We start from the raw sequence: 21867 nt of genomic DNA, 5'->3' as shown, positions 1-21867 counted from the left end.
GATCACCGTCGCTTTCAGGAGGGAGCGGATGCCTTCTCCCTGGTCGACGCGGCCTCAGCCCCTGTAGACGATCTCCGCCTGGTCGCGCTGGGTGGTGTGCAGCTCCCAGTAGACGGAGGAGACTGCCTCGGGCGCGGCCGCCTTCAGATTCGGGTCGATCGAGCTGCCGTCGAGCGCCACGTCGATGGCGACGTGGGCGGCCTGGATGCCGGTGCCGTCCAGTTCCTTGTGCAGGTTGACCACCCAGTTGCGCAGTGCCGCGGCGGCGGCGTTGACATTGCCGACCATCGGCAGCGGGTCGAGGGAGCCGGCGCCGGTCGTGTAGAGCAGGGTGCCCGAGCCGGCCTCGCGCATCGCGGGTAGTACGGCCTTGGTGGCGGCCATGGCCCCGTACAGCTGGACCTCGATCTCGTGCTGGATGTGGGAGGGGTCGCTCTCGGCCGGACTGGCCAGCACGGTGGATTCCACGGCGAGCGGGGAGTACTCGAGGACGTCGATGCCGCCGAACCTGGCGGCGGCGTCCTTGAGTGCCTGGGAGAGTGCGTCATGGTCGAGGACGTCAGCGGGGAAGGCGGCGGCCGTGATCCCCTCGGCGGTGAGCGTGGCGACGAGGCCGTCGAGCTTGGCGCGGTTGCGGGAGATGAGGGCGACGTCGAGCCCCTGGGAGCCGAAGGTGCGGGCGATGGCCATGCCCATCTGGGGGCCGGCTCCGATGATGGCGATGCTGGTCACAGCGAACCTTTCGTAAGGCGCGGTAGGGAAGCAAGATTCGGATAGACCTATCCGTTTCGGAAACGGATAGGTCTCTCCGACTCGCTGAAGCCAGGCTAGCACCAAAAGCGGATAGGTCAATCCGATTGCCGAGAAGGTGCTGCGTTGGGGCGCGGGCGCGGCGCCACGTCACCAGCCCGTGAGGTCCACCGCGGCGACGCGCCTTCCGGGCAGGTCCGGGGTGCCCGGGATCGGGGTGGGGGCCGGGTGTCCGTGCAGCACTGCCGTGACATTGCGGGCAGCCAGGTCCACCATCGCGGCGCGGGTCGCCTCGGTCGCCGAACCGACGTGTGGCAGCACCACCAGATGCGGCTCATGGAGCAGCGGGTCAGAAGGGTCTGTACGCGGCTCGCCTGTCATCACGTCCAGTCCCGCCGAGTGCAGCTGTCCTCGGTGCAGGGCCACCAGCAGGGCCTGTTCGTCCACCACGCCACCGCGTCCGGTATTGACCAGGGTCGCGGTCGGCTTCATCAAGGCGAGTTCGGCGGTGCCGATCATGCCCTTGGTCTCTTCCGTCAGTGGGGTGTGCACGGACACCACGTCGCTGGTCCGCAGCAGTTCGCCGAACGGTACCCAGCGGGACAGCTCGTCCTCTTCCTTGCGCCGCGGGTGGTGGTGCTGCACGCGCATGCCGAAGCCGGCGGCCCTGCGGGCGACGGCACGGGCGATCTGGCCGTAGCCGATCAGCCCGAGGGTGGCTCCGTGCACGTCGAGCCCGAGGAACGCGTCCATGCGGAAGGCGCCCCATGCACCGCGGCGCAGCGCGTCAGCGGCGGCGGGCAGGCGACGTCGGGCCATGAGGATGAGTGCCATCGCGACGTCGGCGGTGGTGTCGGCGAGCACCTCAGGGGTGTGGGTGACGACGACTCCTCGTGCCACGGCGGCTGCGACGTCGACACCGTCGTAGCCCATTGACGCGAGAGCGACGACCCGCAGGCCGGGCCCCGCCGCGTCGAGCAGCGCCGCGTCGACGCGGTCGGCGCCCAGGACGAGCATGCCCTCGCAGCCCCGGACCAGCCCGGCCAGCTCGGCGGGCGTCGGCGGTGCGGTTCCCGCCCAGGCGGTGACATCACAGCGGGCGGAGAGGCGCTCGACGCCCTCTCCTGGAAGGCCGTTGCGGCTGACCGCCACGCGGGGGCGGTGGGAGGGTGTGCCGGACATGCGGAACTCCGTTTCGGGTGGCGGAATCAAGAGCGCGCGGGAGAGGGCGAAACGGCGTCAGTTCGATGTCGGCTCGCCGAAGTCGAGCAGCACCTTGCACGAGCGGGCGGGGTCGGCCGCGAGCTCGAACGCCTCCTGGGTGCGGGTCACCGGGACCACGGAGGTGACCACCGGCTCGACGGCCAGGCGGCCGTCGGACAGCGCGTGCAGGACCTCGGCGAGCTCGTTGTCGAAACGGAAGGAGCCGACGAGGCGCAGTTCCCGGGTGATCAGGGCGTTGGCCGCCACCGGAGTGTCCCCGGGCGGCAGCAGGCCGAGGCCCACCACGAGGCCTCCCCGGTCGACCCCGTACACGCAGGTGCGCAGGCCCGCGGGGCTGCCCGAGGACTCGATGGCGATGTCCGCGGCGAGTTCCTCCAGGTGGTCGGCTCCGACGCCGACCCGTACGGCCGAGGTGGCCCCCACCTGCTTGGCCACGGCCAGCGGCGCCTCGTGCATGTCGGTCACGGTGATGTCGGCCGCGCCCGCGGCCCGCAGCGAGGCGACCACCAGACAACCGATGGGGCCCGCGCCGGTGACCAGCACCCGCTTCCCCCGTACGTCGCCGGCCTGCCGTACGGCGTGCCATGCGACCGCGGCGGGCTCGGCCACCGCGGCCAGCCGCAGGTCGAGACCCTCCGGCAGCGCGAACACCCGTCCCGCGGGCACGACGAGAACGTCGGCGAAGCCGCCCTGTACATGAGGGTTCCTGGCGGCGCTCCCCAGATAGCCGGCGTCCAGGCAGGTGTTGCGTCGACCCGCGTGGCACTGCCGGCACTGCCCGCAGGAAGCCAGTGGGTGTACGGCCACCGGGGTCCCCGGCGGCGGCGCCTGGACGCCGGGACCCGCCTCGCGCACCCGGCCCACGATCTCGTGGCCGAGCACCAGCGGTTCGCGGAGCCGGAACTCCCCGACGGCTCCGTGGCGCCAGTAGTGCAGGTCGGAGCCGCAGATGCCGCCGTACTGGACGTCGACCGCCACCTCGCCCGGGCCGGGCACCGGTACCGGGCGCTCCTCCAGACGGAGGTCTCCTGCGCCATGCGCCACCACGGCTCGCATCGTCGCTGAGTCCATGTTCTCGTCCCGCTCTCTGCCGAACACTTCGGCTGCTTCGGTTGGTTGCGTGTCTGCGTGCGGTGGTCGGCCGTGAGGGTCCTGGATCGCAGTGCGTTCAGACGACCGCGGTCAGTCCGCCGTCGACGGCGATCACCTGACCGTTGACGAAGTCCGACGCAGGCGCCGCGAGCCACACCAGCGTGCCGACCAGGTCCTCGACCGTGGCCCAGCGGCCGGCCGGGGTGCGGCCTCGGATCCATGTGTCGAAGGCCGGGTCGTCCACCAGGGGCCGGGTCAGCTCGGTGACCACGTAGCCGGGGGCGAGTGCGTTGACGGTCAGTCCGGATCCGGCCCACTCCGCGCACATGCTGCGCGTCAGCATCGCCAGGCCTCCCTTGGAGGCCGCGTAAGCGGCGATGCCCGGCCGGGCGAGCCACGTCTGGACGGAGCAGATGTTGACGATCTTTCCGTGGCCGCGCTCGACCATGGCGGCGGCCACCGTGCGGCCGACCAGGAAGGCGCTCGTGAGGTTGGTGTGCAGCAGCCGTTCGAAGTTCGCCGCCGAGACCTCCAGCAGCGGCTCGCGGTGCTGCACACCGGTGTTGTTGACGAGGATGTCCAGCGGGCCCAGGCCGTCCTCGATCTCCCGGACCGCGCGTCGTACGGCCGTCTCGTCGGTGACGTCGAAGGCCGCCGTGTGGACCTTGGCCCCGGTCTTCTCGGCCAGTTCCTGCCGCGCGCGCTCCAGCGCACTTGCGTCGCGGCCGTTCAGGACGAGTTCGGCGCCCGCCTCGGCCAGTCCGGCGGCGAGGGCGGCTCCGATGCCTTTGCTGGAGCCGGTCACCAGGGCGCGGCGGCCGGTGAGGTCGAACAGTGCGGGAGCCTTCACGGCCGTACCTCCAAGGGAGCGTAGTAGTGCATCAGCGCGGCGTTGTCGGCGTCGCCGTGGCCGGCAGCGGTGAGCCAGCGGTGCAGTTCGGCGACAGCGGTGGTGACGGGCATGGGCACGCCTGCGGAGCGTGCGTGGTCGCGGGCGGCGTCGAGATCTTTGACCATGTTGCTGATCCGTCCGGTGGGGGAGAGGTCGGCGTCGGCGAACTTCACGAAGAACTCTTGCAGGAGCGCGGAGTCGGCTCTGCCTCCGGTGAGCGCGGTGAGCACCTGCCGGGGCGGAAGGCCGGCCGCCCGCACCAGGGCGGCCGCCTCGGCGAGTGCGGCGAATCCGCAGCCGACCAGCACCTGGTTGACGGCCTTGACCAGCTGACCGGCACCGGCGGGCCCGAGATGCGTCAGCCGCGAGGCCAGCAACCCGAGGAGGGGGAGTGCGCGTTCGACGTGCTCCACTTCGCCGCCCAGCATCAGCGTCAGCTCGCCGCGCTCGACGGCCGGAGCGCCGCCCGACAGCGGGGCGTCGACCCAGCCGGCGCCCAGTTTCGCGGCACGCTCGGCGAACTCGCGTGTGCGGCCGGGGTCGATGCTCGACATGTCGATCACCAGCACACCGTCCGGAGCCCCGGTCAGGATCCCGCCCGGTCCGAAGACCGCCTGTTCCACGATCCGTGCGGTGTTGAGGGAGAGGATCACCACTCCCGAGGGGGAAAGCCGGGCCGGTGACTGCGCTGTGGCGGCCCCGTCCCGGGCGAGCTCGGCGACGGCCTCCGGCCTGATGTCGTAGACGCGCACCGCGCGCTCGCAGTCGAGCAGCCGTCGCGCGATGGCGGAGCCCATGACTCCGAGCCCGGCCACGCCGACCTCTGTATCTGGTGACACTCGACCTCCTGAACGAAATACTGTGCGTAGACCAACATATTGACCAACGGGACACGAGAAGGCAATGCATAGCGCTGTGATCTAGGCAAAGCCACGCCTCTGCGTACAGCATGTTGGAAACAGATCGACATGCTGTTAACGTCCCCCCGTCTACTGAGCCGCCGAAACGGAGACCGCCATGAACGAGGTCGGCGAAGTGGTGCTCGGCATCGACCTGGGCACCACCGCCACCAAGGTGGTCGCGGTGAACGCCGCATACCGCCCGGTGTCGACCGTCGAACGCCCGGCCCCCTTGCGCACCGGACGGGCCGGCGAGGCCGTCCACGATCCCGCGACCGTGCTCGCCGGGGCCGCCGACGCGGTACGCGAGAGCGTGGAGCAGTGCGGGCGACGGGGATTGACCGTGCGGGGGCTGTCGTTCAGCGCCGCCCTCCACACCCTCCTCGCCCTCGACTCCTCCGGCGAACCGCTCACCCCCGCCCTGAGCTGGGCCGACACCCGTGCGGCGGACACCGCCCGGCGGCTGCGTGCCGAGCGCGGGGCAGCACTCCACCGTGCGACGGGCACCCCCGTGCACCCCATGTCGCCGATGGCCAAGCTCGCCTTCTTCGCCGAGCAAGAGCCAGAGCTGTTCGCGCGTACGGCCGCCTGGTGCGGCATGAAGGACTACGTCCTGTCCTGGTGCACCGGCCGACTCGTCACCGACCTCTCGTGTGCCTCGGCGACCGGGCTGCTGGACATCCACACCGCCGACTGGCACCGGCCGGCGCTCGAGGCGGCCGGGGTGGTCGGCGAACGTCTCCCCGAACTCGTGCCGCCCACCGCCGCCTTCCCGCTGCTGCCCGGCCCTGCCGCCGCACTCGGCCTGCCCGCCGGGCTGCCCGTGGTCGCCGGTGCCGGAGACGGACCACTCGCCAACCTCGCGGTCGGTGCCACCGCCCCCGCCACGGCCGCGCTGTCGCTCGGCACCAGCGGCGCGCTGCGCGTCGTCCGCGACCGGCCGGGCGTGGACGACAGGTGCCGCGTCTTCTGCTACCACCTCGCCGACGGGCTGTGGGTGCTCGGCGGAGCGGTCAGCAACGCCGGAGTCGTCGCCCAGTGGGCCGCCGAGTCCTTCGGTGGCGTCGACGTGGCCGACCTGCTGAAGGAGGCCGCCGAGGTCGAACCTGGTTCCGAGGGCCTGATCGCGTTGCCCCACCTCCTCGGCGAACGCGCCCCCTGGTGGGATCCCGACGCCCGCGGCGCCCTCGTCGGACTGCGCCGCGGCCACGGCAGAGCGCACATGACCCGGGCCATGATCGAGGGCGTCGGACAGCAACTGGCGCTGGTACGGGACTCGGTGGTCGCGGCCGGGACGCCGATCGCCTCGGTGCGGGCCACCGGCGGGGCACTGCGGTCGTCGCTGTGGGCGGAGATCGTCGCGGCGGCTCTCGACATGCCGTTGGAGATCACCGACGACACGGCCGGCTCCGGGTTCGGCGCGGCCCTCCTCGGCTGGCGAGCCATCGGCGCCGTGCCCCACCTCTCCGCCCTGCCCGCCGATGTCTGGGCCCGTCCGCACCGCACCGTCCTCCCCGACCCGGTCGCCGTGCGGAGGATGGCGCAGTCCCGGCCGGGGCTGGAGCGGTGCTACGAGGTGCTGCGCGCCCTCTCCGCCTAGGGCGTTCTTCGCAACCAGCGCCGTCCGCCCGAAGGGCACACCCGACGACGCGGCGAGCTTGCGTGCCGGGCGCCGCCGGGCAGACGGGACCTTCGAAACACGCCCCGGCACCGCGGCACCGGAGCGGCCACGGAGCCCGCGCCGCTCGACGCGTGACGGGTGCGGTGACCGCGGCCCCCGCACCCTGTCGCAGCTGTCCATGAAGAACGCCGGTCCGGCGGTGACCCGGGTGGGGGTCAGGCCGAGTCGGCGGAGACGGTGGACGCCGCGTGCACGGCGTGTCCGCCGAACTGCTGACGCATCGCGGCGAGCGCCTTCAGCTGGGCGGCGTCCGGCTTGCGGGAGGCGAAGCGGGCGAAGAGCGCGGCGGTCATGGCGGGGGCGGACACCGCCAGGCGTACCGCCTCCTCGACCGTCCAGCGACCCTCGCCGGAATCGTCGACCCGGCCGGAGAGACCGGCCAGGTCCGAGTCCTGTTCCAGGGCACGGACCAGGAGGTCGAGCAGCCAGGACCGGACGACGGTGCCGTGCCGCCAGGAAGCGAGCACCTTGGGCACGTCGGGGACGTACTCGCTGGCCTCCAGCAGTTCGTAGCCCTCGGCAAGGGCCTGCATCATGCCGTACTCGATGCCGTTGTGAACCATCTTGGCGTAGTGTCCGGCGCCCACCGGGCCGGCGTGGCAGATGCCGTCCTGTGCCGGGGCGAGGGACTCCAGGAGCGGCCAGACGCGCCGGACGTGCTCGTCGGCGCCGCCGCACATCACGCCGTAGCCGTTCTCCCGGCCCCAGACGCCGCCGCTGACACCGCAGTCGACGTATCCGACGCCGTGTTCGGCGAGCATCCGCGCGTGCTCGGTGTCGTCGGTGAAACGCGAGTTGCCGCCCTCCACCACCACATCGCCCGCGGACAGCAGGCCGGTCAGGTGCCGGAGCGCCTCACGTGTGGGATCACCGGCCGGGAGCATCAGCCAGACCACGCGGGGGGCGGCGAGCTTGCCGACCAGTTCCTCCAGGGAGTTGACGCCACGGTCCGGCGAGGTGCGGCTGTAGCCGATCACCTCGTGGCCGCAGTCGCGCCAGCGGGCCGCCATGTTGCCGCCCATGCGGCCGAGACCGACGATTCCAATCTGCATTGCTCAGTCCTTCGAGGTGTGGTGCGGGCGTGAGGGACTGTTGTCCTCACGCAACAGCCGGAGGACGACGCTGTTGTCCAGGTCGCCGAGGCCTCGGTCGTCGATCGCCGCGTACAGGCGGGCGACGGAGGTGGACAGCGGCAGCTCGACGTGCGCGTGCGCGGCACTGTCCAGCACGAAGCCGAGGTCCTTGTGGAGATAGCGGGCGGGGCCCGAGGGGGTGAAGTCGCTGTCGGCGAGGTGACGGCGCTTTTGCGCGAGCACCTCCGAGGAGGCGAGTCCGCCGGCCAGCACCTCCAGCAGGGCGGCCGGGTCGAGGCCACCGTGCTCGCCGAGCACGACGGCCTCGGCGAGCGCCACGAGGGTGCCGGCCACGACGAGTTGGTTGCAGGCCTTGGCGAGCGATCCGGCTCCGGTGTCGCCCATGCGGCGGACGGTCGAGCCCATGGCGGTCAGGTACGGGCGGACGCTCTCGACGGCGTACGGCGTTCCGCCCGCCATGATCGACAAGGTGGCGTCCCGGGCGCCTGTCACGCCACCGCTGACAGGAGCGTCGACGACGGTGACGCCGAAGGAACGCAGTTCCTGGGCCAGGGCACGTACGGCGACGGGGGAGACGGTACCCATGACGACGAGGGTGTCCATCGCCTCGGCCGGCGCGGCGGTGTCCAGGCCTGCGAGCAGTCCGTCCGGGCCGGCCGACACGTCCCGGACCTGAGGCAGATCCGGGAGCATGGTGATGACCGTGCGGGCGCCGGCGGCGACGTCGGCGGGCCGGCCGGCCGCACGGCAGCCGGCGGCGACGGCGGCGTCGAGCGGGACGCGGCCCCGGGCCCATACGAGGACGTCGAAACCGGCCTTCGCGAGGTTGGCCGCCATGGGAAGGCCCATTGCGCCGAGCCCCACGAAGCCGACCGTGCCGGGAGGCTGAGGCGGGGAGTTCACGGACGGACCCCTGCCGGTGCGTGCTGCCCCGTGTCCGCCGCGAGGGCGCCCAGCCGTTCGGAGAGGTACGCGTGTCCGAGCACGTCCCGGTTGACGACGAAGCGCGGCAGGCGGCCGGTCGCCACCTCCAGGACGGCCCGCACCGCGCTCCCGCCGTTCCCGGCGGACATCTCGTCGGTCCACGCGAGGCTGTGCGGACTGAGAACGACGTTGTCCATGGAGAGCAGCGGGTTGTCGGCGCCAGGAGGCTCGGACTCGAACACGTCCAGTCCGGCGCCGCGGATGCGGCCGGCGCACAGAGCGTCGATCAGCGCCGCCTCGTCCACGATCGGCCCGCGGGCGACATTGAGGAGCACGGCCGAGGGCTTCATCAGGGCCAGTCGCCGGGAGTCCACGAGGTGGTACGTCTCCTCGGTCAGCACGCACATCACGATCACCGCGTCGGCCTCGGCCATCACGGTGTCGGCGTCGGCGAGACGCACGCCGAGTTCGCGGGCCGTTTCCGGCGGGCAGTAGGGGTCGTAGGCGATGACCTCGGTGTCGAACGGCCGCAGCAGACCGACCAGGTCGCGGGCGGTGTTGCCAAGGCCGAGCAGGCCGATCCGGCGGCCGGTGAGCCCGAGCCCCATCCACTGCTCCCGCTCGGACCAGCGTCCCTGACGCACCAGCCGGTCCTTGGCGGTGACGTTGTGCAGGACCGCCAGCAGCATGGTGAGGGCGGCGGTGGCGACCGGGCGTCTGGCGCCGTCGGGGGTGATGGTGACCAGGGCGCCGTGGCGCGTGCAGGCGTCGAGGTCGACGGCGTCGTAACCGACGCCGAAGCGGGCGAAGAGAAGCGGGGGCCGCGTGACGCCCTCGAACGTGCGGGCGGTGACGGCGGGGCCGGCGAACAGGACGGCGTCCAGGCCTTCGATGTCCGGGGCGAGGAGTTCGCCGGTGTCCCGCGGGAGGTAGTGCCAGGGGATCCCGGCGGCGTCCAGCTCGCTGAGCCGGATGTCGCCCCACACGTTGCGTCCGTCCGCGTCGCGGAAGTCACGGCTGACCCCGACGGTGAACCGGCCCTCGGCCGGCTGGGAGCTCGTCATCACAGCACCGCGACCGGGTTGACGGGCGAGCCCGTGCCGCCGGGGACGTTCAGCGGTGCCACGACCAGCAGGAACTCATAACGGCCTGCCGCCGCGCAGGCGGCGGACAACGCCTCCAGGTCGAGGTTGTCCAGCAGCGGTACGCCCATGGCGGTGAGAGCGAGGGCGTGCACGGGGGAGTGCAGTCCGTCGACGGGGGAGGGGCGTACGTCGCTGTCGCCGTCGCCGCCGAGCAGGGAGATCCCGCGCTCGGCGAGGAGGGGTACGGCGTCCACGTGGAAGCCGGCACTGGCGTTGTCGGGGTTCCAGGCCCCCAGTTCCGCGCGGCGTCGGAAGTGGCCGGAGCGCAGCAACACCGCGTCGCCCTCGGCGATGGTCACGCCGAGCGCCTTCTCCGCGGCGAGCACGTCCTCGGCGTGCACGGCGGTTCCCGGCTCCAGCCAGTCGGTGCCGAGGACGGCGGGCAGGTCGATCAGAACGCCCTTGGTGACGAGGGGGCCCAGTTCGCTGACAGCCCCGAAGTGGGCGCCGGCGGCGTCGACCACTTCACGGGCGGTGCGGCCGTCGTAGAGCTGACCGCGGTACGCGATGTGGGAGAGCGCGTCGAGGTGGCTGACGCCCTTGCCGTGGTAGTCGACGGCGATGAAGTCCTTGTGGCAGGACGGCTCCGGGGCCTCGACGTCGCCGAGATCGGACATGTAATGCAGAGCGGGCTTGCCGTTGTCGGGGCCGGGAACCGTGTTCCAGGGCAGAGCCATGGGGACGGTGACGCCGCTGCGGACGAGGGCGGTGGCTCGCTGGACATGGGCGGGGGTGACCCGGTTCCACGCACCGCGGTCGGCGGGGGACCACGTGCCCCAGGTCCGAACGGAGTCGAAGAGGGAATCGAAGTCCTCGCGTGACATGCGGGGGCCGTTGTCAGGCAGTGGTGGCGGGGAAGGGGTTGGGCTGCTGGTCATGAGCTGCTCAGCGCTCCAAGGCTCGGAGGGTGTCGTCGATCGGCCCGGAAGGCGCGCTACGGTCAGGAGACTCGGCGAATCTCGATGGCAAAGCGCACGGCGACGGCATTGTCGTTCGGTGACAGACGAGGGACAATAACAACATGCTGAACGACGAACAGAATGATGGGTGGAAACGACGGTGAGCGCAAGCGACCCGGGAAGCCTCGTCCCGGCGGTGACCCGAGCGGTGGCGATTCTCGACGTCCTCGGCGAGGCAGAGGGCCGACCGTTGTCGGTCAGTGACATCGCGCGCGCCCTGGGCCTGCCGAAGTCCTCGACGGGGAATCTCTGTGCCTCGCTTGAGGCGGCGGGCATGATCACGCGCAATGGCACGGGCTTCAGCCTCGGGCGCAAGCTGGTGGAGCTCGGTGGCCGCTATCTGTCCACGGTCGACCAGTTGCGCGACTTCTACGAGCTGTGCCGGCGCAGCGCGCACATCTCGCGGGAGACCGCCCGGGTGGCCGTTCTGGACGGCCTGGACGTCCTCTATCTGGCCCGTTACGACGGTACTCAGCCGTTGCGGCTCACCGCCAACATCGGCGACCGCTTCCCCGCCAACTGTACGGCGACCGGGAAGGCGATCCTGTCGACGCTGGATCCGGCGGTGGCCGAGGACCGGCTGCGCGGCCGCACCCTGCCCGCGCTCAGCGAACGCTCCCTCACCTCGGTGCCCGCGCTGCTGGAGGACCTCGCGGCGACCCGGGAGCGCGGCTACGCGGTCGACGACGAGGAGGCCACCGCGGGCGTTCTCTGCCTGTCCGTGCCGGTCACCGGATTCCGCACCGACTCGGCCCCCTTCGCGATCAGCGTCACCGTGCTGAAGGCGCGCCTCGACGACGAGTTCCGTGAGGCCCTTCTGAAGGATCTGCGCGCCATCGCGGCAGGGCTGGAGAACCCCATGCTTCCGCGAGGGCTGCCGGCGGGGGGCGGATGAGGTGACATGGGCTGCCCGCCGCTGCGGGGGGCCCGCGACGATCACGACGACGGCGGCCGTACGGAACTTCTCCGTACGGCCGCCGTAACTTTGGAGCAATCTATGGCGACGGGAGTATTGACCAGGATGCTGTAACGAGTTCAGGATTCTGGTCGAGCCGAAGGATTGGTCCTCGGCCTGCAGATCCCCCGGAGAAGTCCGTGAACGACGCTCCCGACGACACAGCCCCCAGTTCTCCGTCGCCCGACGGGGGAGTGGCCTCCCGTCCGCTGGTGACGATCCGCGGACTGCGCAAGCGGTTCGGCGGAACCCTCGCCCTCGCCGATGTGGACCTCGACGTTCAGGCGGGCAGCGTTCTCGCCCTATTGGGCCACAACGGTGCGGGAAAATCCACACTTATCAAGATCCTTGCCGGTGTCTACCGCGCCGACGAAGGCCAGGTCACCGTCGCCGGCCACCCGCTCGGCTCCGGCGCCGCGGCCACCGAGATGTCCTTCATCCACCAGGACCTCGGTCTCGTGGAGTGGATGACGGTGGCCGAGAACGTCGCCCTCGGCACCGGATACCCCCGCCGCGCCGGGCTCGTCTCCTGGCGGCAGGTACGCCGGCGCTGCACCGAGGCCCTGGAGATAGTCGCCGGCCACCTCGACCCGGACGCGGCCGTCGCCGACCTCACCCGCGCCGAACGCTCCCTCGTCGCCATCGCCCGCGCACTGGCCACCCGCGCCCGCCTCATCGTCCTCGACGAACCGACCGCCAGCCTCCCCGCCGCCGACTGCGCCCGGCTCTTCGACGTCCTGCACACCCTGCGCGACCGCGGCCACGCCATTGTCTACGTCAGCCACCGCCTCGACGAGGTCTACCAGGTGGCCGACCGCTTCGCCGTCCTGCGCGACGGCCACCTCATCAGCCAGGGCCTCCTGGCCGACCACGGCCCGGACCGGATCGTGCACGACATCGTCGGCCGCGAACCGGAGGGCCACCGCGCGCCCGGCCCCCGGGCGACCGGCGCACCCGCCTCCACCGTGCTGCGCCTGACCGGCGTCACCACCGAGGGCGCCGGCCCCGTCGAACTGGAACTGCGCGCCGGAGAAGTCCTGGGCATGGTCGGCCTCACCGGAGCCGGGCACATGGATCTCGGCCGCGCCCTGGCCGGGTCCCGGCCCTTCACCGGCGGCGAGGTGTTGCTCGACGGCAAGCCGTACCGCCCCCACTCGGTCGCCGTGGCCGTCGACGCGGGCATCGGCTTCGTCACCAGCAACCGCCAGGAGGAGGGCTGCGCCCTCGAACTCACCGTGCGCGAGAACTTCCTGGCGAACCCCCGCGCGGACGCCCGGGCCCCCTGGCGCTGGATCAGCCCCGCGCGCGAACGCGCAGAGGCCAGGTCGCTCGTCGAGCGGTTCGGCGTGCGTCCCGCCGACTCCGAGGCCCCGATCGCCACCCTCTCCGGCGGCAACCAGCAGAAGATCATGATCGGCCGCTGGCTGCGCCTGAGCCGCCGCGTGGTGATCCTCGAGGAGCCGACCGCCGGCGTCGACGTCGGCGCCAAGGCCGAGATCTACCGGCTCCTGGACGACGCCCTCGCCGAAGGGCTCGCCGTCCTGCTCATCTCCACCGACTTCGAGGAGGTCGCCGACGTCTGCCACCGCGCGCTGGTCTTCGTCCGGGGCCACGTCACCGCGGAACTGTCCGGCGACGCCCTCACCGTCACCGAACTCACCCACGCCGCGTCGGCCATGCCGGCGCTGACCGGAACGGGCAACCACTGATGGCCACCGAGACCCCATCCACCCGCCGAGCCCAGCGGTCCACGACCGGCGGCGACGCCAAAACGCCCAGGAGCAGGCGTACGACCGGCGCCGCCCCCGGCGGACCGTCCCGAGGCCCGGGCGGCGGCCGGCTGCGCGGCCACGTCATCGGCACCTACGGCCTGCTCACCCTCACCGTCCTGCTCTTCCTCGTCTTCTCCTTCGCCCTGCCGGACACCTTCCCCACCCTCGACAACATCTCGTCGATCCTGTCCAACCAGTCGATCCCGGCCATGCTCGCCCTCGGCGCGATGATCCCCATCGTCACCGGCAAGTTCGACCTCTCGGTCGGCTACGGCCTCGGCCTCGCCCATGTGCTGGCGATGCAGCTCATCGTCAACAACGGCTGGCCCTGGCCGCTGGCCTGCCTCGTCGTCATCGTCGGCGGCGGCGTCATCGGCGTGTTCAACGGCCTGCTCGTAGAGTTCGCCAAGATCGACTCCTTCATCGCCACCCTCGGCACCGGCAGCGTGCTCTACGCCTGCACCGGCTGGATCACCGACGGCGCGCGCATCGTCCCCGGCCCGAGCGGACTGCCCCCGGCCTTCACCGACCTGTACGACTCGAAGTTCCTCGGCCTGCCGGTACCCGCCTTCTACGTCCTCGGCCTCGCCGTCATCCTCTGGCTGCTGCTGGAACGGCTGCCGCTCGGCCGCTACCTGTACGTCATCGGCTCCAACGCCCGCGCCGCCGACCTGGTCGGCATCCCCACCCGCCGCTACGGCATCTACGCCTTCGCCGGATCCGGGATCGTGGTCGGCTTCGCCGGCGTCCTGCTCGCCGCCCAGCAGCAGATCGGCAACCCCAGCGTCGGCATGGACTACCTGCTGCCCGCCTTCGTCGGCGCGCTGCTCGGCTCCACCGCCATCAAGCCCGGCCGCGCCAACGCCGCCGGCACCGTCGTCGCCGTCGCCATCCTCGCCATCGGCCTCGCCGGCATCCAGCAGCTCGGGGCCGAGTTCTGGGCCACCTCCCTGTTCAACGGCGGCACCCTCCTCCTCGCCGTCGGCCTGGCCGGCTATTCCGCCCGCCGCCGACTGCGCGCCGGGGCCGACGCCACTCGCACCTCACTGTCCGGACCGTCGGCGCCCGCGCCCCCGGCCGCTTCCGTGCAGACCTCCGTCGCCGCCGCGGATTCCGCGCCCCCGCCGCCGTCCACGACGACGGACTAGAACCACCGAGCCACAACTCGCAGCCCAGGCGGCCCGTCGTCCGGACGTCGCCCGCCCTCCCCGTACATCAGCAAGGAGCCCGTCCGTGTCGTACCACCACACCCGCACAGCGCCCCTGAGAGCCGTGGCCGCATTCGCCGTGGTCACCGCGTTCGCCGCAGGCTGCACTCGAGGGTCGGAGGCCGGTACCGCCAGCGCCGTCGCCGACACGAAGGCCGGCTGCCCCGCGGTCCTCGCCACCGCCAAGACGGCGGTCAAGGCCGCGGAGGACGTCAACGCTCCCTGGGACGGCCCGACCACCGGCCCCAAGGCGGCAACAGGCAAGACCATCGTCTACGTCGCCCAGAGCATGACCAATCCGGGAGTCGCCGGCGCCGCCGACGGGGTCAAGGAAGCCGCCAAGGCCATCGGATGGACCGTACGGATCATCGACGGCCAGGGCACCCCGGCCGGCATCCAGGCGGCGCTCAGTCAGGCCGTCGCCGTCAAGCCCGACGGGATCGTGCTCTCCGGTTTCGACCCCAAGTCGACAGCGCAGCAGGTCGCCCAGGCCAATGCCGCAGGCATCCCGCTCATCGGGTGGCATGCCGTGGACGCCCCCGGCCCCAGCACGGACCCGAAGCTCTTCAGTAACGTCACCACCAAGGTGCAGGACGTCGCCAAGATCAGCGCCGACTGGATCATCGGCCAGTCCAACGGCCGGGCGGGCGTGGTGGTCTTCACCGACGCGTCCATACCCTTCGCCAAGGGCAAGTCGGACCTGATCGAGAAGGAGCTCGCCACCTGCTCCGACGTGAAAGTTCTGACGACCTCCAACATCCCCATCGCGGACGCCAGCAACCGCACGCCGCAGGAGGTCTCCGCGCTGCTGTCCCGCTTCGGCACCAAGTGGACCAGCTCGGTGGCCATCAACGACCTCTACTTCGCCGACGCCGCCCCGGCGCTTCGGGCAGCCGGCAAGCAGGGCAACGCAGCCCCCTTCAACATCGGCGCGGGCGACGGCGACCCGTCCGCCTTCCAGCGCGTCAACAGCAAGCAGTTCCAGTCGGCGACGGTTCCCGAGCCGCTGTCCGAGCAGGGCTGGCAGATGATCGACGAGTTCAATCGCGCCTTCGCCGGCAAGCCCGCCAGCGGCTACGTCGCTCCGGTGCACATCGCCACGGCCGACAACAGCGGCGGCAAGTCCTCCTGGGACCCCAGCGGGTACCGCGAGGCCTACCGGAAGCTCTGGGGGAAGTGACCCGAGCGACCTGGGCCACACCCTGAGCACCACCCCGGACTGCCCCTCCCGCTCTCCCCGGCGGGAGGGGCAGCGCCGCGTCTCCGTCGTCCTACGCTGTGCCCGGTGCCGTGACGGCCAGGTAGACGGTGTTGGCCGAGGTGCCGCCCTGCAGGGGGTTGTCGAAGTCGACGACATGGGCTGCCGACTGTGCGAAGACCTCCCTGAGTGCGGAGCTGAACTCCTCGTCGGGCGGGTCGTTCGACCACAGGGCGAACACCCCGCCGGGGTGGAGGTGTTCGGCGAGGGCACGGAGCCCCGCAGGCTGATAGAGCGCGGCGTGCCGGGGATGGAGCACATGGCGCGGTGAGTGGTCGACGTCCAGCAGGATGGCGTGGAAGCGGCGGCCCGGCTCCTTTCGGTCCAGACCACCCGGGTCGGCGGCCAGCGCGAAGAAGTCGCCGTGCACCAGGCGGCAGCGGGCGTCCGACGTCAGCCGCGCCCCGAGGGGCACCAGGTGCCGCTGGTGCCAGTCGATGACTTCGGCGAGCGCGTCGATCACGATCAGCGAGCGCACCCGGGGATCGTCCAGCGCCGCCCGGGCGGTGTAGCCGAGCCCGAGTCCGCCGACGGCGACGTCCAGTTCGGTGTCCGGCAGCTGCGCCAGTGCGAGTTCCGTGAGCGCGATCTCGCCGGTGGTGAAGAGGCTGGACATCAGGAACTGGTCCCCGAGTTTCACCTCGTACACGTCGTCTCCCGAAACCGGGTGACGGCGCCGGCGCAGACTGATCTCGCCGATCGGTGTCGGTTGCCAGTCGATCTCCTCGAAACGCAGGCTCATCCGCTCACCCTTCTGACGTTCGTTCGTGGATGCATGAGTGGCGAAGCAGGCGTAGGAGCGGGGAGCCGAGCGGCGGCCGTCTCAGGCGTCGATGACGACCGGGATGATCAGAGGCCTGCGGCGGTGGGCGCGGAACGCCCAGTTGCCCACGGCGCGGGCGATGAGCTGTTCGAGCTGGTGGGCATCGCCGACGCCTTCCTCGGCGGCGGTGGCCAGCGTCTTCTCGATGACGGGGATCACCGGCTCGAAGGTGGACTCGTCGTGGACGAAGCCGCGGGCCAGGAAGTCGGGGGGCTCGGCCAGCGCGCCGGTGTCGGCGTCGACGAGGGCCACGACCGTGATGACGCCCTCCTGGGCAAGGGTGACCCGGTCCTTGAGGGACGCTTCGGTGGCGCCGCCGACTTCCATGCCGTCCACGTAGACGTTGCCCGCGGGCACCTTGCCGACGATGGAGGCGCGACCGTCGACGAGGTCGACGACGACACCGTCCTCGGCGATCACGACGCGCTCGGGGTCGACGCCGGTACGGATGGCGAGGTCGGCGTTGGCCCGCAGGTGACGGAACTCGCCGTGAACGGGCATGACGTTGCGGGGCCGGACGATGTTGTAGCAGTAGACGAGTTCCCCGGCGCTGGCGTGGCCGGAGACGTGCACCTTGGCGTTGCCCTTGTGCACGACGTTGGCGCCCCACCGGGTCAGGCCGTTGATCACCCGGTAGATGGCGTTCTCGTTGCCGGGGATGAGAGAGCTGGCGAGCAGGACGGTGTCACCCTTGCCGATACGGATCGCGTGGTCGCGGTTGGCCATCCGCGACAGGGCGGCCATCGGCTCACCCTGGGAACCCGTGCACACCAGGGTGATCCGGTGGTCCGGCAGCTTCTCCAGTTCCTTGGCGTTCACGACCAGACCGGAGGGCACCTTGAGATAGCCGAGGTCGCGGGCGATGCCCATGTTGCGGACCATCGAACGGCCCACGAAGGCCACCTTGCGACCGTGCTGGTGGGCGGCGTCCAGGACCTGCTGGATGCGGTGCACATGGCTGGCGAAGCTGGAGACGATGACCCGCCGCGGGGCGGTCCGCAGGACCTGCTCGATCGCGGGGTTCAGCTCGCGCTCGGAGGTGGTGAAACCGGGAACCTCGGCGTTGGTGGAGTCGGTGAGGAACAGGTCCACGCCCTCCTCGCCGAGGCGGGCGAAGGCGCGCAGGTCGGTGATGCGGTCGTCCAGGGGGAACTGGTCCATCTTGAAGTCACCGGTGTGCAGCACCATGCCGGCCCGGGTCCGCAGGGCCACGGCCAGGCCGTCCGGGATGGAGTGGTTGACGGCCACGAACTCGCAGTCGAAGGGACCGAAGCCGCGCCGGTCGCCCTCCCGCACGCGTACCGTGCGGGGGCGGATGCCGTGCTCCTTGAGCTTGGCCTCCAGGAAGGCAAGAGTGAGCTTCGAGCCGACGACCGGGATGTCCGACCGCTCCCTCAGCAGATACGGCACGCCCCCGATGTGGTCCTCGTGGCCGTGGGTGAGCACGACGGCCACGATGTCGTCGAGGCGGTCCCGGATCGAGGTGAAATCGGGCAGGATCACATCCACGCCGGGCTGGTTCTCTTCCGGGAACAGCACACCGCAGTCGACGATCAGCAGCTTGCCGGCATGCTCGAAGACGGTCATGTTCCGGCCGATTTCGCCCAGACCACCCAGGGCGGTGACCCTCAGTCCGCCCTCGGGCAGTGGCGGGGCGGCTTTGAGTTCTGGGTGCGGATGGCTCATACCCTCACGTTACCGGAGGGTCTGCGGGGGTGATCCACTGCCTGGCCCAAGGCGCTGAAGCGGATGCCGCGTCGTTGTCGCGTCAGGCGTCGAAGCGGCGGCGGGCGGCCTCGATGTCACCGAGGTACTGGTGGGTCCAGCCGCACATGCCGTCGACCGTGGCGCGCAGGCCTTGGCCCGGCTCGGTGAGGGTGTACTCGACCCGCGGCGGCACGGTGGGGTGCACCTTCCGCTCGACCAGGCCGTAGCGCTCCAGCATGCGCAGGTTCTGGGTGAGCATCTTGTGGCTGACACCCTCGACCTCGTTGCGCAACTCGCTGAAGCGCAGGGTGCGCTCTCCGAGAGCCTCGATGATCAGCAACGCCCACTTGTTGGCGACGTCCGAGAAGATCTCTCGCGCCAGAGAGTCCGCGCGCCTCAGGTCCGCGTCTTCGGGCGAGCCTGTGAACTGCTTGGTCGCCATCAGGTTCCCCAGTCGCTGAAAAGTGCGTTCTTACCCGATCACTCTCCTATGGTTCCCGAGTAACCACAAGAGAGCAAGACGTACCTTCACGCCTGAACCGCGCCGGGCTCACTCACCCGCCGAAGGAAGGCCTCGGCGTGAGCCCCGCCATCAGGCCCGCCAGAGCCGCGCGCGAGGACACTCCCGTCTTGCGGTAGACCCGGGAGATGTGGGTCTCGACCGTGCGGCGGCTCAGGCAGAGTCGTTCGGCGATCGCCGGGCTGGTGAGACCGTCGGCGACGAGGTCGGCGATCTCCCTTTCGCGGACGGTCAGTTGGGCGAGCCGACGCACCGGCCCGTCGTCGGCGGCGGCCACCGTCGGGCCGACCGCCTCGGCGAGCCCGGTCAGCATCCCGCAGTCACCGGCCGCGGCGAGCCGCCGCCCGCGGTGCCAGGCCGCCTGCCCACGCCGGGCACCGTGCGGGTCCGCCGCCAGCAGAGGGGAGCCGAAGAGCAGGGAGAACGCCTCCCAGAACACCGCTCCGCTGCGTGCGCTCTCCTCAGCCGCCGCCATGAACAGGTCCGCCGCCCCGTCGTCACCGAGACCGAGGCGCAGGTGTGCGGCGCTGCGCATGGCCGAGGCACGCTGCACGGGCAGATCGAGCCTCTCGGCCTCCGTGCGGGCCCGCTCGGCCCAGTCCTTCGCCGCGTCCAGGTCGCCCATGGCGACGGCGGCGGTCACCAGGACCTCAAGGAACAGCGGGCGCATGGAGGGCTGCATCCGCTGCAGGCCGGGGCCGCCGGCACGCAGTACCGCCTCCCGGGCGCGGGCCGGGTCGCCGGCGGCGAGCGCCGCGTAGCCGAGCACGCACCAGGCGATGGACGCCCACCAGTTGACGCCCCCGCCCGCCGCGGCCACGGCTTCCTCGGCGGTGGCCAGTGGCCGCGGATCGCCGGGTGGGCAGGCGTCCACCAGGGCATGGGCCCTGGTCGCCAGGACGAAGGCGAGCAGTTCGTCGCTGCCGATGCCGCGGGCGATGTCCTCGGCCTCCTCGGACAGCTCCACCGCCGACGCGAGCCGGCAGGTCTGGATGCGCACGTGGGTCTTGCACAGCAGCAGATGCGGCAGGAGGTAGAGCTGGCCGGTACGGCGGGCGATGGCCAGGCCGCGGTCGGTGTGCCGCTCGGCGTCGGCGAAGCGCTCCAGGAACGCCTCCGCCCAGGCCAGCCGGACCAACGGCTCGCACACGTCGGTCAGATCGCCGTCCGGCAGCGAGTCCACGAGGGCCGCCGCCCGGCGGGTGAAGTCCTCCGCCGTGGCCGTCTCCCCCTCGTACGCCTCTCCCAGCGCCGCGACGCTCAGCGCACCCGCCACCCCCGTGTCGTCCCCGAGGCGACGGGCCACGTCCAGAGTGTGTGCCACCTCGGAGCGCACCGCCGGGTACGAGGTGTCGTGCGGGGCCGAGGAGCCCAGCTCCAGGCCCAGCGCCACCTGGTCGGCGAGCGACGGCGCGGGATCGGTGCGGTGCAGTTCGCGGCGGAGCAGGGCGGCCGCCTCCGCGTAACGGCCCAGATGGCGCTCCATGACGGCGCACAGTACGACAGCGGACGCCCGCGAACCCGTCCCGTCGCCCGGGTCGGGCAGGGCGATCACCTGGTGCAACAGGTCTCGGCTCTCCTTGAGCCGGCCGCCGACGCCCAGCGCCCGGGCCCGCCGCAGCATCAACTCGCGCCGTCTGCTCGCGTGTTCCGGTGTGTGCGGGAGGTGCCGCAGCACCACCTCGAGCCAGTGCGCGCTGCTCGCGGGCGCCGTGTGCGCGGCCTGCTCGGCGGCCTCGTCCAGGACGGCCGCCGCCTGCGGATCCCAGCCGGACAGCGACTGCTCGGCGTGGTGCGCCCGCTCGGCAAGTGGGGCGCCGCTCCGGGCCAGTTCGGCGCCGACGAGCCGGTGGGTCCGGGTGCGCAGCCAAGGGTCGGTGCCGTCGCGGACGAGGCTGCGCAGCACGGGGTGGCGCAGCGCGATCCGCCCGTGCGCGCCGGTGCGCAGCAGGTCGCGCCGGGTCAGTACGGCGAGGTCCTCGACCAGTTGTGCCGGCTCGTGGCCGGTCACCGGGCCGAGCAGGGCGGGTGTGGCGTGGTCGCCCAGCGCCGCCACCACTTGGACGAGCCGGACCTGGGACGGCGTCAGCGGGGTCAGCTCGTCGAGCAGCAGCGCCCCGAGGCCGGTCGTGGACAGCCGGCTCACCGACGCGCCCTCGCGGTGTGCCTGCAGCAGGGTCAGCAGGTACAGCGGGTTGCCCTCGCTCGCCGTGAAGAGCCGGACGGCCTCGTCGCGGGCCAGGTGGGGGGCGAGCAGTTCGACGCCCTCCCGCTCGCTGAGCGGGCCCAGGACCGTCCGCCGCACCGTGCCGGTGTCCATGCCACGGGTGAGGGTCGCGGTGAGCGATGCGGGGCTCTGTCGGTCACGGCGGGCCAGGACCAGCAGGACACGGGCGCGCACGGGGTGGCGTACGAGATGGTCGAGGAGTTCCAGCGACGCGGCGTCCGCCCAGTGCATGTCGTCCAGGACCACGACCAGCGCAGACCCCGCGGCGTGCGTCAGCAGGGCGGCGGTGGCCCGGTGCAGGTGGAAGCGGTCGGTGCGGCGGGGAGCGCCGCTGAGCACCGGGGCGACCTCGGCGGCCGCAGGGAAGGACTCCACGGCCTGCGGGTCGAGGTCGCAGAAGGCGTCGGTGAACGGCTGGAAAGGGATGTGGCGTTCGTATTCCGTCGCCCGGCCGCGCAGTACCGCCGCTCCGCGCCGCGTCGCGCCCAGGCACAGCTCATGGACCAGTCGGCTCTTGCCGATGCCCGCCTCACCGCTGATGTCCAGCACCGCCGGGCGGCCGGACACGTCCCCCGTCACATCCGCCAGCAGCCGGTCCACCCGCGCGAGTTCAGCCTCTCTGCCGACCAGCGGTGTCCGTTGCGTCGTCATGCCTCGCGCCCCCCACGGCAGTTGGTGCCCCCGCACATCCTGTCCTACGCCACTGACAACCTGCGGGTTCGTGTCCGCGATCTCAC

General features: G+C 71.7%; 18 protein-coding genes. 5 read left to right on the top strand and 13 right to left on the bottom strand.

Annotated elements, in window-relative coordinates; all coding sequences use genetic code 11:
• Positions 1-54 precede the first annotated feature (54 nt).
• The 5 genes from AQJ46_RS02345 to AQJ46_RS02325 all read right to left on the bottom strand — a co-directional run bounded on the left by AQJ46_RS02345 (position 55) and on the right by AQJ46_RS02325 (position 4797).
• On the bottom strand, positions 55-732 hold the full coding sequence (locus tag AQJ46_RS02345) for an SDR family NAD(P)-dependent oxidoreductase (RefSeq protein ID WP_059203942.1): 678 nt from the start codon (positions 730-732) through the stop codon (positions 55-57).
• Between the two features lie 168 nt (positions 733-900).
• Complete coding sequence (locus AQJ46_RS02340) at positions 901-1932, bottom strand: 2-hydroxyacid dehydrogenase (protein ID WP_059203941.1); 1032 nt, start codon at positions 1930-1932, stop codon at positions 901-903.
• 57 nt (positions 1933-1989) lie between these two features.
• Complete coding sequence (locus AQJ46_RS02335; protein WP_208616858.1) at positions 1990-3045, bottom strand: L-idonate 5-dehydrogenase; 1056 nt, start codon at positions 3043-3045, stop codon at positions 1990-1992.
• Between the two features lie 97 nt (positions 3046-3142).
• Positions 3143-3916, bottom strand: a complete 774-nt coding sequence (locus AQJ46_RS02330) for an SDR family oxidoreductase (protein WP_059203940.1) — start codon at positions 3914-3916, stop codon at positions 3143-3145.
• Complete coding sequence (locus tag AQJ46_RS02325) at positions 3913-4797, bottom strand: NAD(P)-dependent oxidoreductase (RefSeq protein WP_079072081.1); 885 nt, start codon at positions 4795-4797, stop codon at positions 3913-3915. Before AQJ46_RS02325 ends, AQJ46_RS02330 begins: the two co-directional genes overlap by 4 nt.
• Before the next feature lie 178 nt (positions 4798-4975).
• Between AQJ46_RS02325 and AQJ46_RS02320 the strand changes: the two genes are divergently transcribed.
• Positions 4976-6457 carry a gluconokinase gene (locus tag AQJ46_RS02320; RefSeq protein WP_059203939.1) on the top strand — a complete coding sequence of 494 codons (1482 nt, stop codon included), beginning with the start codon at positions 4976-4978 and terminating at the stop codon, positions 6455-6457.
• A 236-nt stretch (positions 6458-6693) separates the two neighbouring features.
• Here AQJ46_RS02320 and gnd read toward each other — a convergent pair whose 3' ends face one another.
• The 4 genes from gnd to AQJ46_RS02300 are packed head-to-tail and all read right to left on the bottom strand — an operon-like array spanning position 6694 to position 10579.
• Positions 6694-7590 carry a phosphogluconate dehydrogenase (NAD(+)-dependent, decarboxylating) gene (gene gnd, locus AQJ46_RS02315; protein WP_059203938.1) on the bottom strand — a complete coding sequence of 299 codons (897 nt, stop codon included), beginning with the start codon at positions 7588-7590 and terminating at the stop codon, positions 6694-6696.
• 3 nt (positions 7591-7593) lie between these two features.
• Positions 7594-8535, bottom strand: a complete 942-nt coding sequence (locus AQJ46_RS02310; protein WP_059203937.1) for an NAD(P)-dependent oxidoreductase — start codon at positions 8533-8535, stop codon at positions 7594-7596.
• On the bottom strand, positions 8532-9620 hold the full coding sequence (locus AQJ46_RS02305) for an NAD(P)-dependent oxidoreductase (protein ID WP_059203936.1): 1089 nt from the start codon (positions 9618-9620) through the stop codon (positions 8532-8534). Before AQJ46_RS02305 ends, AQJ46_RS02310 begins: the two co-directional genes overlap by 4 nt.
• Positions 9620-10579 carry a cyclase family protein gene (locus AQJ46_RS02300; RefSeq protein WP_057613339.1) on the bottom strand — a complete coding sequence of 320 codons (960 nt, stop codon included), beginning with the start codon at positions 10577-10579 and terminating at the stop codon, positions 9620-9622. The genes AQJ46_RS02305 and AQJ46_RS02300 overlap by 1 nt, the downstream gene beginning before the upstream one ends.
• A 181-nt stretch (positions 10580-10760) precedes the next feature.
• Here AQJ46_RS02300 and AQJ46_RS02295 point away from each other — a divergent pair, with 181 nt between their 5' ends.
• From AQJ46_RS02295 to AQJ46_RS02280, 4 genes are all read left to right on the top strand, one after another.
• Positions 10761-11555, top strand: coding sequence for an IclR family transcriptional regulator (locus AQJ46_RS02295; RefSeq protein ID WP_225887212.1), 795 nt, complete (start codon positions 10761-10763; stop codon positions 11553-11555).
• 200 nt (positions 11556-11755) lie between these two features.
• Entirely contained in the window at positions 11756-13324 is a 1569-nt protein-coding gene (locus tag AQJ46_RS02290) for a sugar ABC transporter ATP-binding protein (protein ID WP_059203935.1), read from the top strand.
• Complete coding sequence (locus AQJ46_RS02285; RefSeq protein WP_079072080.1) at positions 13324-14535, top strand: ABC transporter permease; 1212 nt, start codon at positions 13324-13326, stop codon at positions 14533-14535. Before AQJ46_RS02290 ends, AQJ46_RS02285 begins: the two co-directional genes overlap by 1 nt.
• A gap of 85 nt (positions 14536-14620) precedes the next feature.
• Positions 14621-15775, top strand: a complete 1155-nt coding sequence (locus AQJ46_RS02280; RefSeq protein WP_392671099.1) for a substrate-binding domain-containing protein — start codon at positions 14621-14623, stop codon at positions 15773-15775.
• 91 nt (positions 15776-15866) lie between these two features.
• Here the strand turns inward: AQJ46_RS02280 and AQJ46_RS02275 are convergent, their stop codons facing one another.
• The 4 genes from AQJ46_RS02275 to AQJ46_RS02260 form a co-directional block, all read right to left on the bottom strand.
• Positions 15867-16595: a polyamine aminopropyltransferase gene (locus AQJ46_RS02275; protein ID WP_059203934.1), complete on the bottom strand. Its 729-nt coding sequence runs from the start codon at positions 16593-16595 to the stop codon at positions 15867-15869.
• Positions 16596-16676: 81 nt separating this feature from the next.
• The gene (locus AQJ46_RS02270; RefSeq protein WP_059203933.1) at positions 16677-18362 is read right to left on the bottom strand and encodes a ribonuclease J; all 1686 of its coding nucleotides are present in this window, start codon (positions 18360-18362) and stop codon (positions 16677-16679) included.
• 82 nt (positions 18363-18444) lie between these two features.
• Positions 18445-18825: a winged helix-turn-helix transcriptional regulator gene (locus AQJ46_RS02265; RefSeq protein ID WP_059203932.1), complete on the bottom strand. Its 381-nt coding sequence runs from the start codon at positions 18823-18825 to the stop codon at positions 18445-18447.
• Between the two features lie 112 nt (positions 18826-18937).
• Positions 18938-21781: a LuxR family transcriptional regulator gene (locus AQJ46_RS02260; protein ID WP_208616857.1), complete on the bottom strand. Its 2844-nt coding sequence runs from the start codon at positions 21779-21781 to the stop codon at positions 18938-18940.
• Positions 21782-21867: the final 86 nt, after the last annotated feature.

This window comes from Streptomyces canus (genome assembly GCF_001514145.1).
GTDB classification, from domain to species: Bacteria; Actinomycetota; Actinomycetes; order Streptomycetales; family Streptomycetaceae; genus Streptomyces; species Streptomyces canus.
Note: the sequence above shows the minus strand (reverse complement) of the source record. Positions and strands in the feature narration are given on the sequence as shown.

What these genes read in the sequence shown, in the direction of transcription:
- AQJ46_RS02340 (WP_059203941.1), bottom strand. Translation starts at nt 1,932, where the DNA reads ATGTCCGGCACACCCTCCCACCGCCCCCGCGTGGCGGTCAGCCGCAAC.
- AQJ46_RS02335 (WP_208616858.1), bottom strand. Translation starts at nt 3,045, where the DNA reads ATGGACTCAGCGACGATGCGAGCCGTGGTGGCGCATGGCGCAGGAGAC.
- AQJ46_RS02320 (WP_059203939.1), top strand. Translation starts at nt 4,976, where the DNA reads ATGAACGAGGTCGGCGAAGTGGTGCTCGGCATCGACCTGGGCACCACC.
- gnd (WP_059203938.1), bottom strand. Translation starts at nt 7,590, where the DNA reads ATGCAGATTGGAATCGTCGGTCTCGGCCGCATGGGCGGCAACATGGCG.
- AQJ46_RS02305 (WP_059203936.1), bottom strand. Translation starts at nt 9,620, where the DNA reads ATGACGAGCTCCCAGCCGGCCGAGGGCCGGTTCACCGTCGGGGTCAGC.
- AQJ46_RS02300 (WP_057613339.1), bottom strand. Translation starts at nt 10,579, where the DNA reads ATGACCAGCAGCCCAACCCCTTCCCCGCCACCACTGCCTGACAACGGC.
- AQJ46_RS02285 (WP_079072080.1), top strand. Translation starts at nt 13,324, where the DNA reads ATGGCCACCGAGACCCCATCCACCCGCCGAGCCCAGCGGTCCACGACC.
- AQJ46_RS02275 (WP_059203934.1), bottom strand. Translation starts at nt 16,595, where the DNA reads ATGAGCCTGCGTTTCGAGGAGATCGACTGGCAACCGACACCGATCGGC.
- AQJ46_RS02270 (WP_059203933.1), bottom strand. Translation starts at nt 18,362, where the DNA reads ATGAGCCATCCGCACCCAGAACTCAAAGCCGCCCCGCCACTGCCCGAG.
- AQJ46_RS02265 (WP_059203932.1), bottom strand. Translation starts at nt 18,825, where the DNA reads ATGGCGACCAAGCAGTTCACAGGCTCGCCCGAAGACGCGGACCTGAGG.
- AQJ46_RS02260 (WP_208616857.1), bottom strand. Translation starts at nt 21,781, where the DNA reads ATGACGACGCAACGGACACCGCTGGTCGGCAGAGAGGCTGAACTCGCG.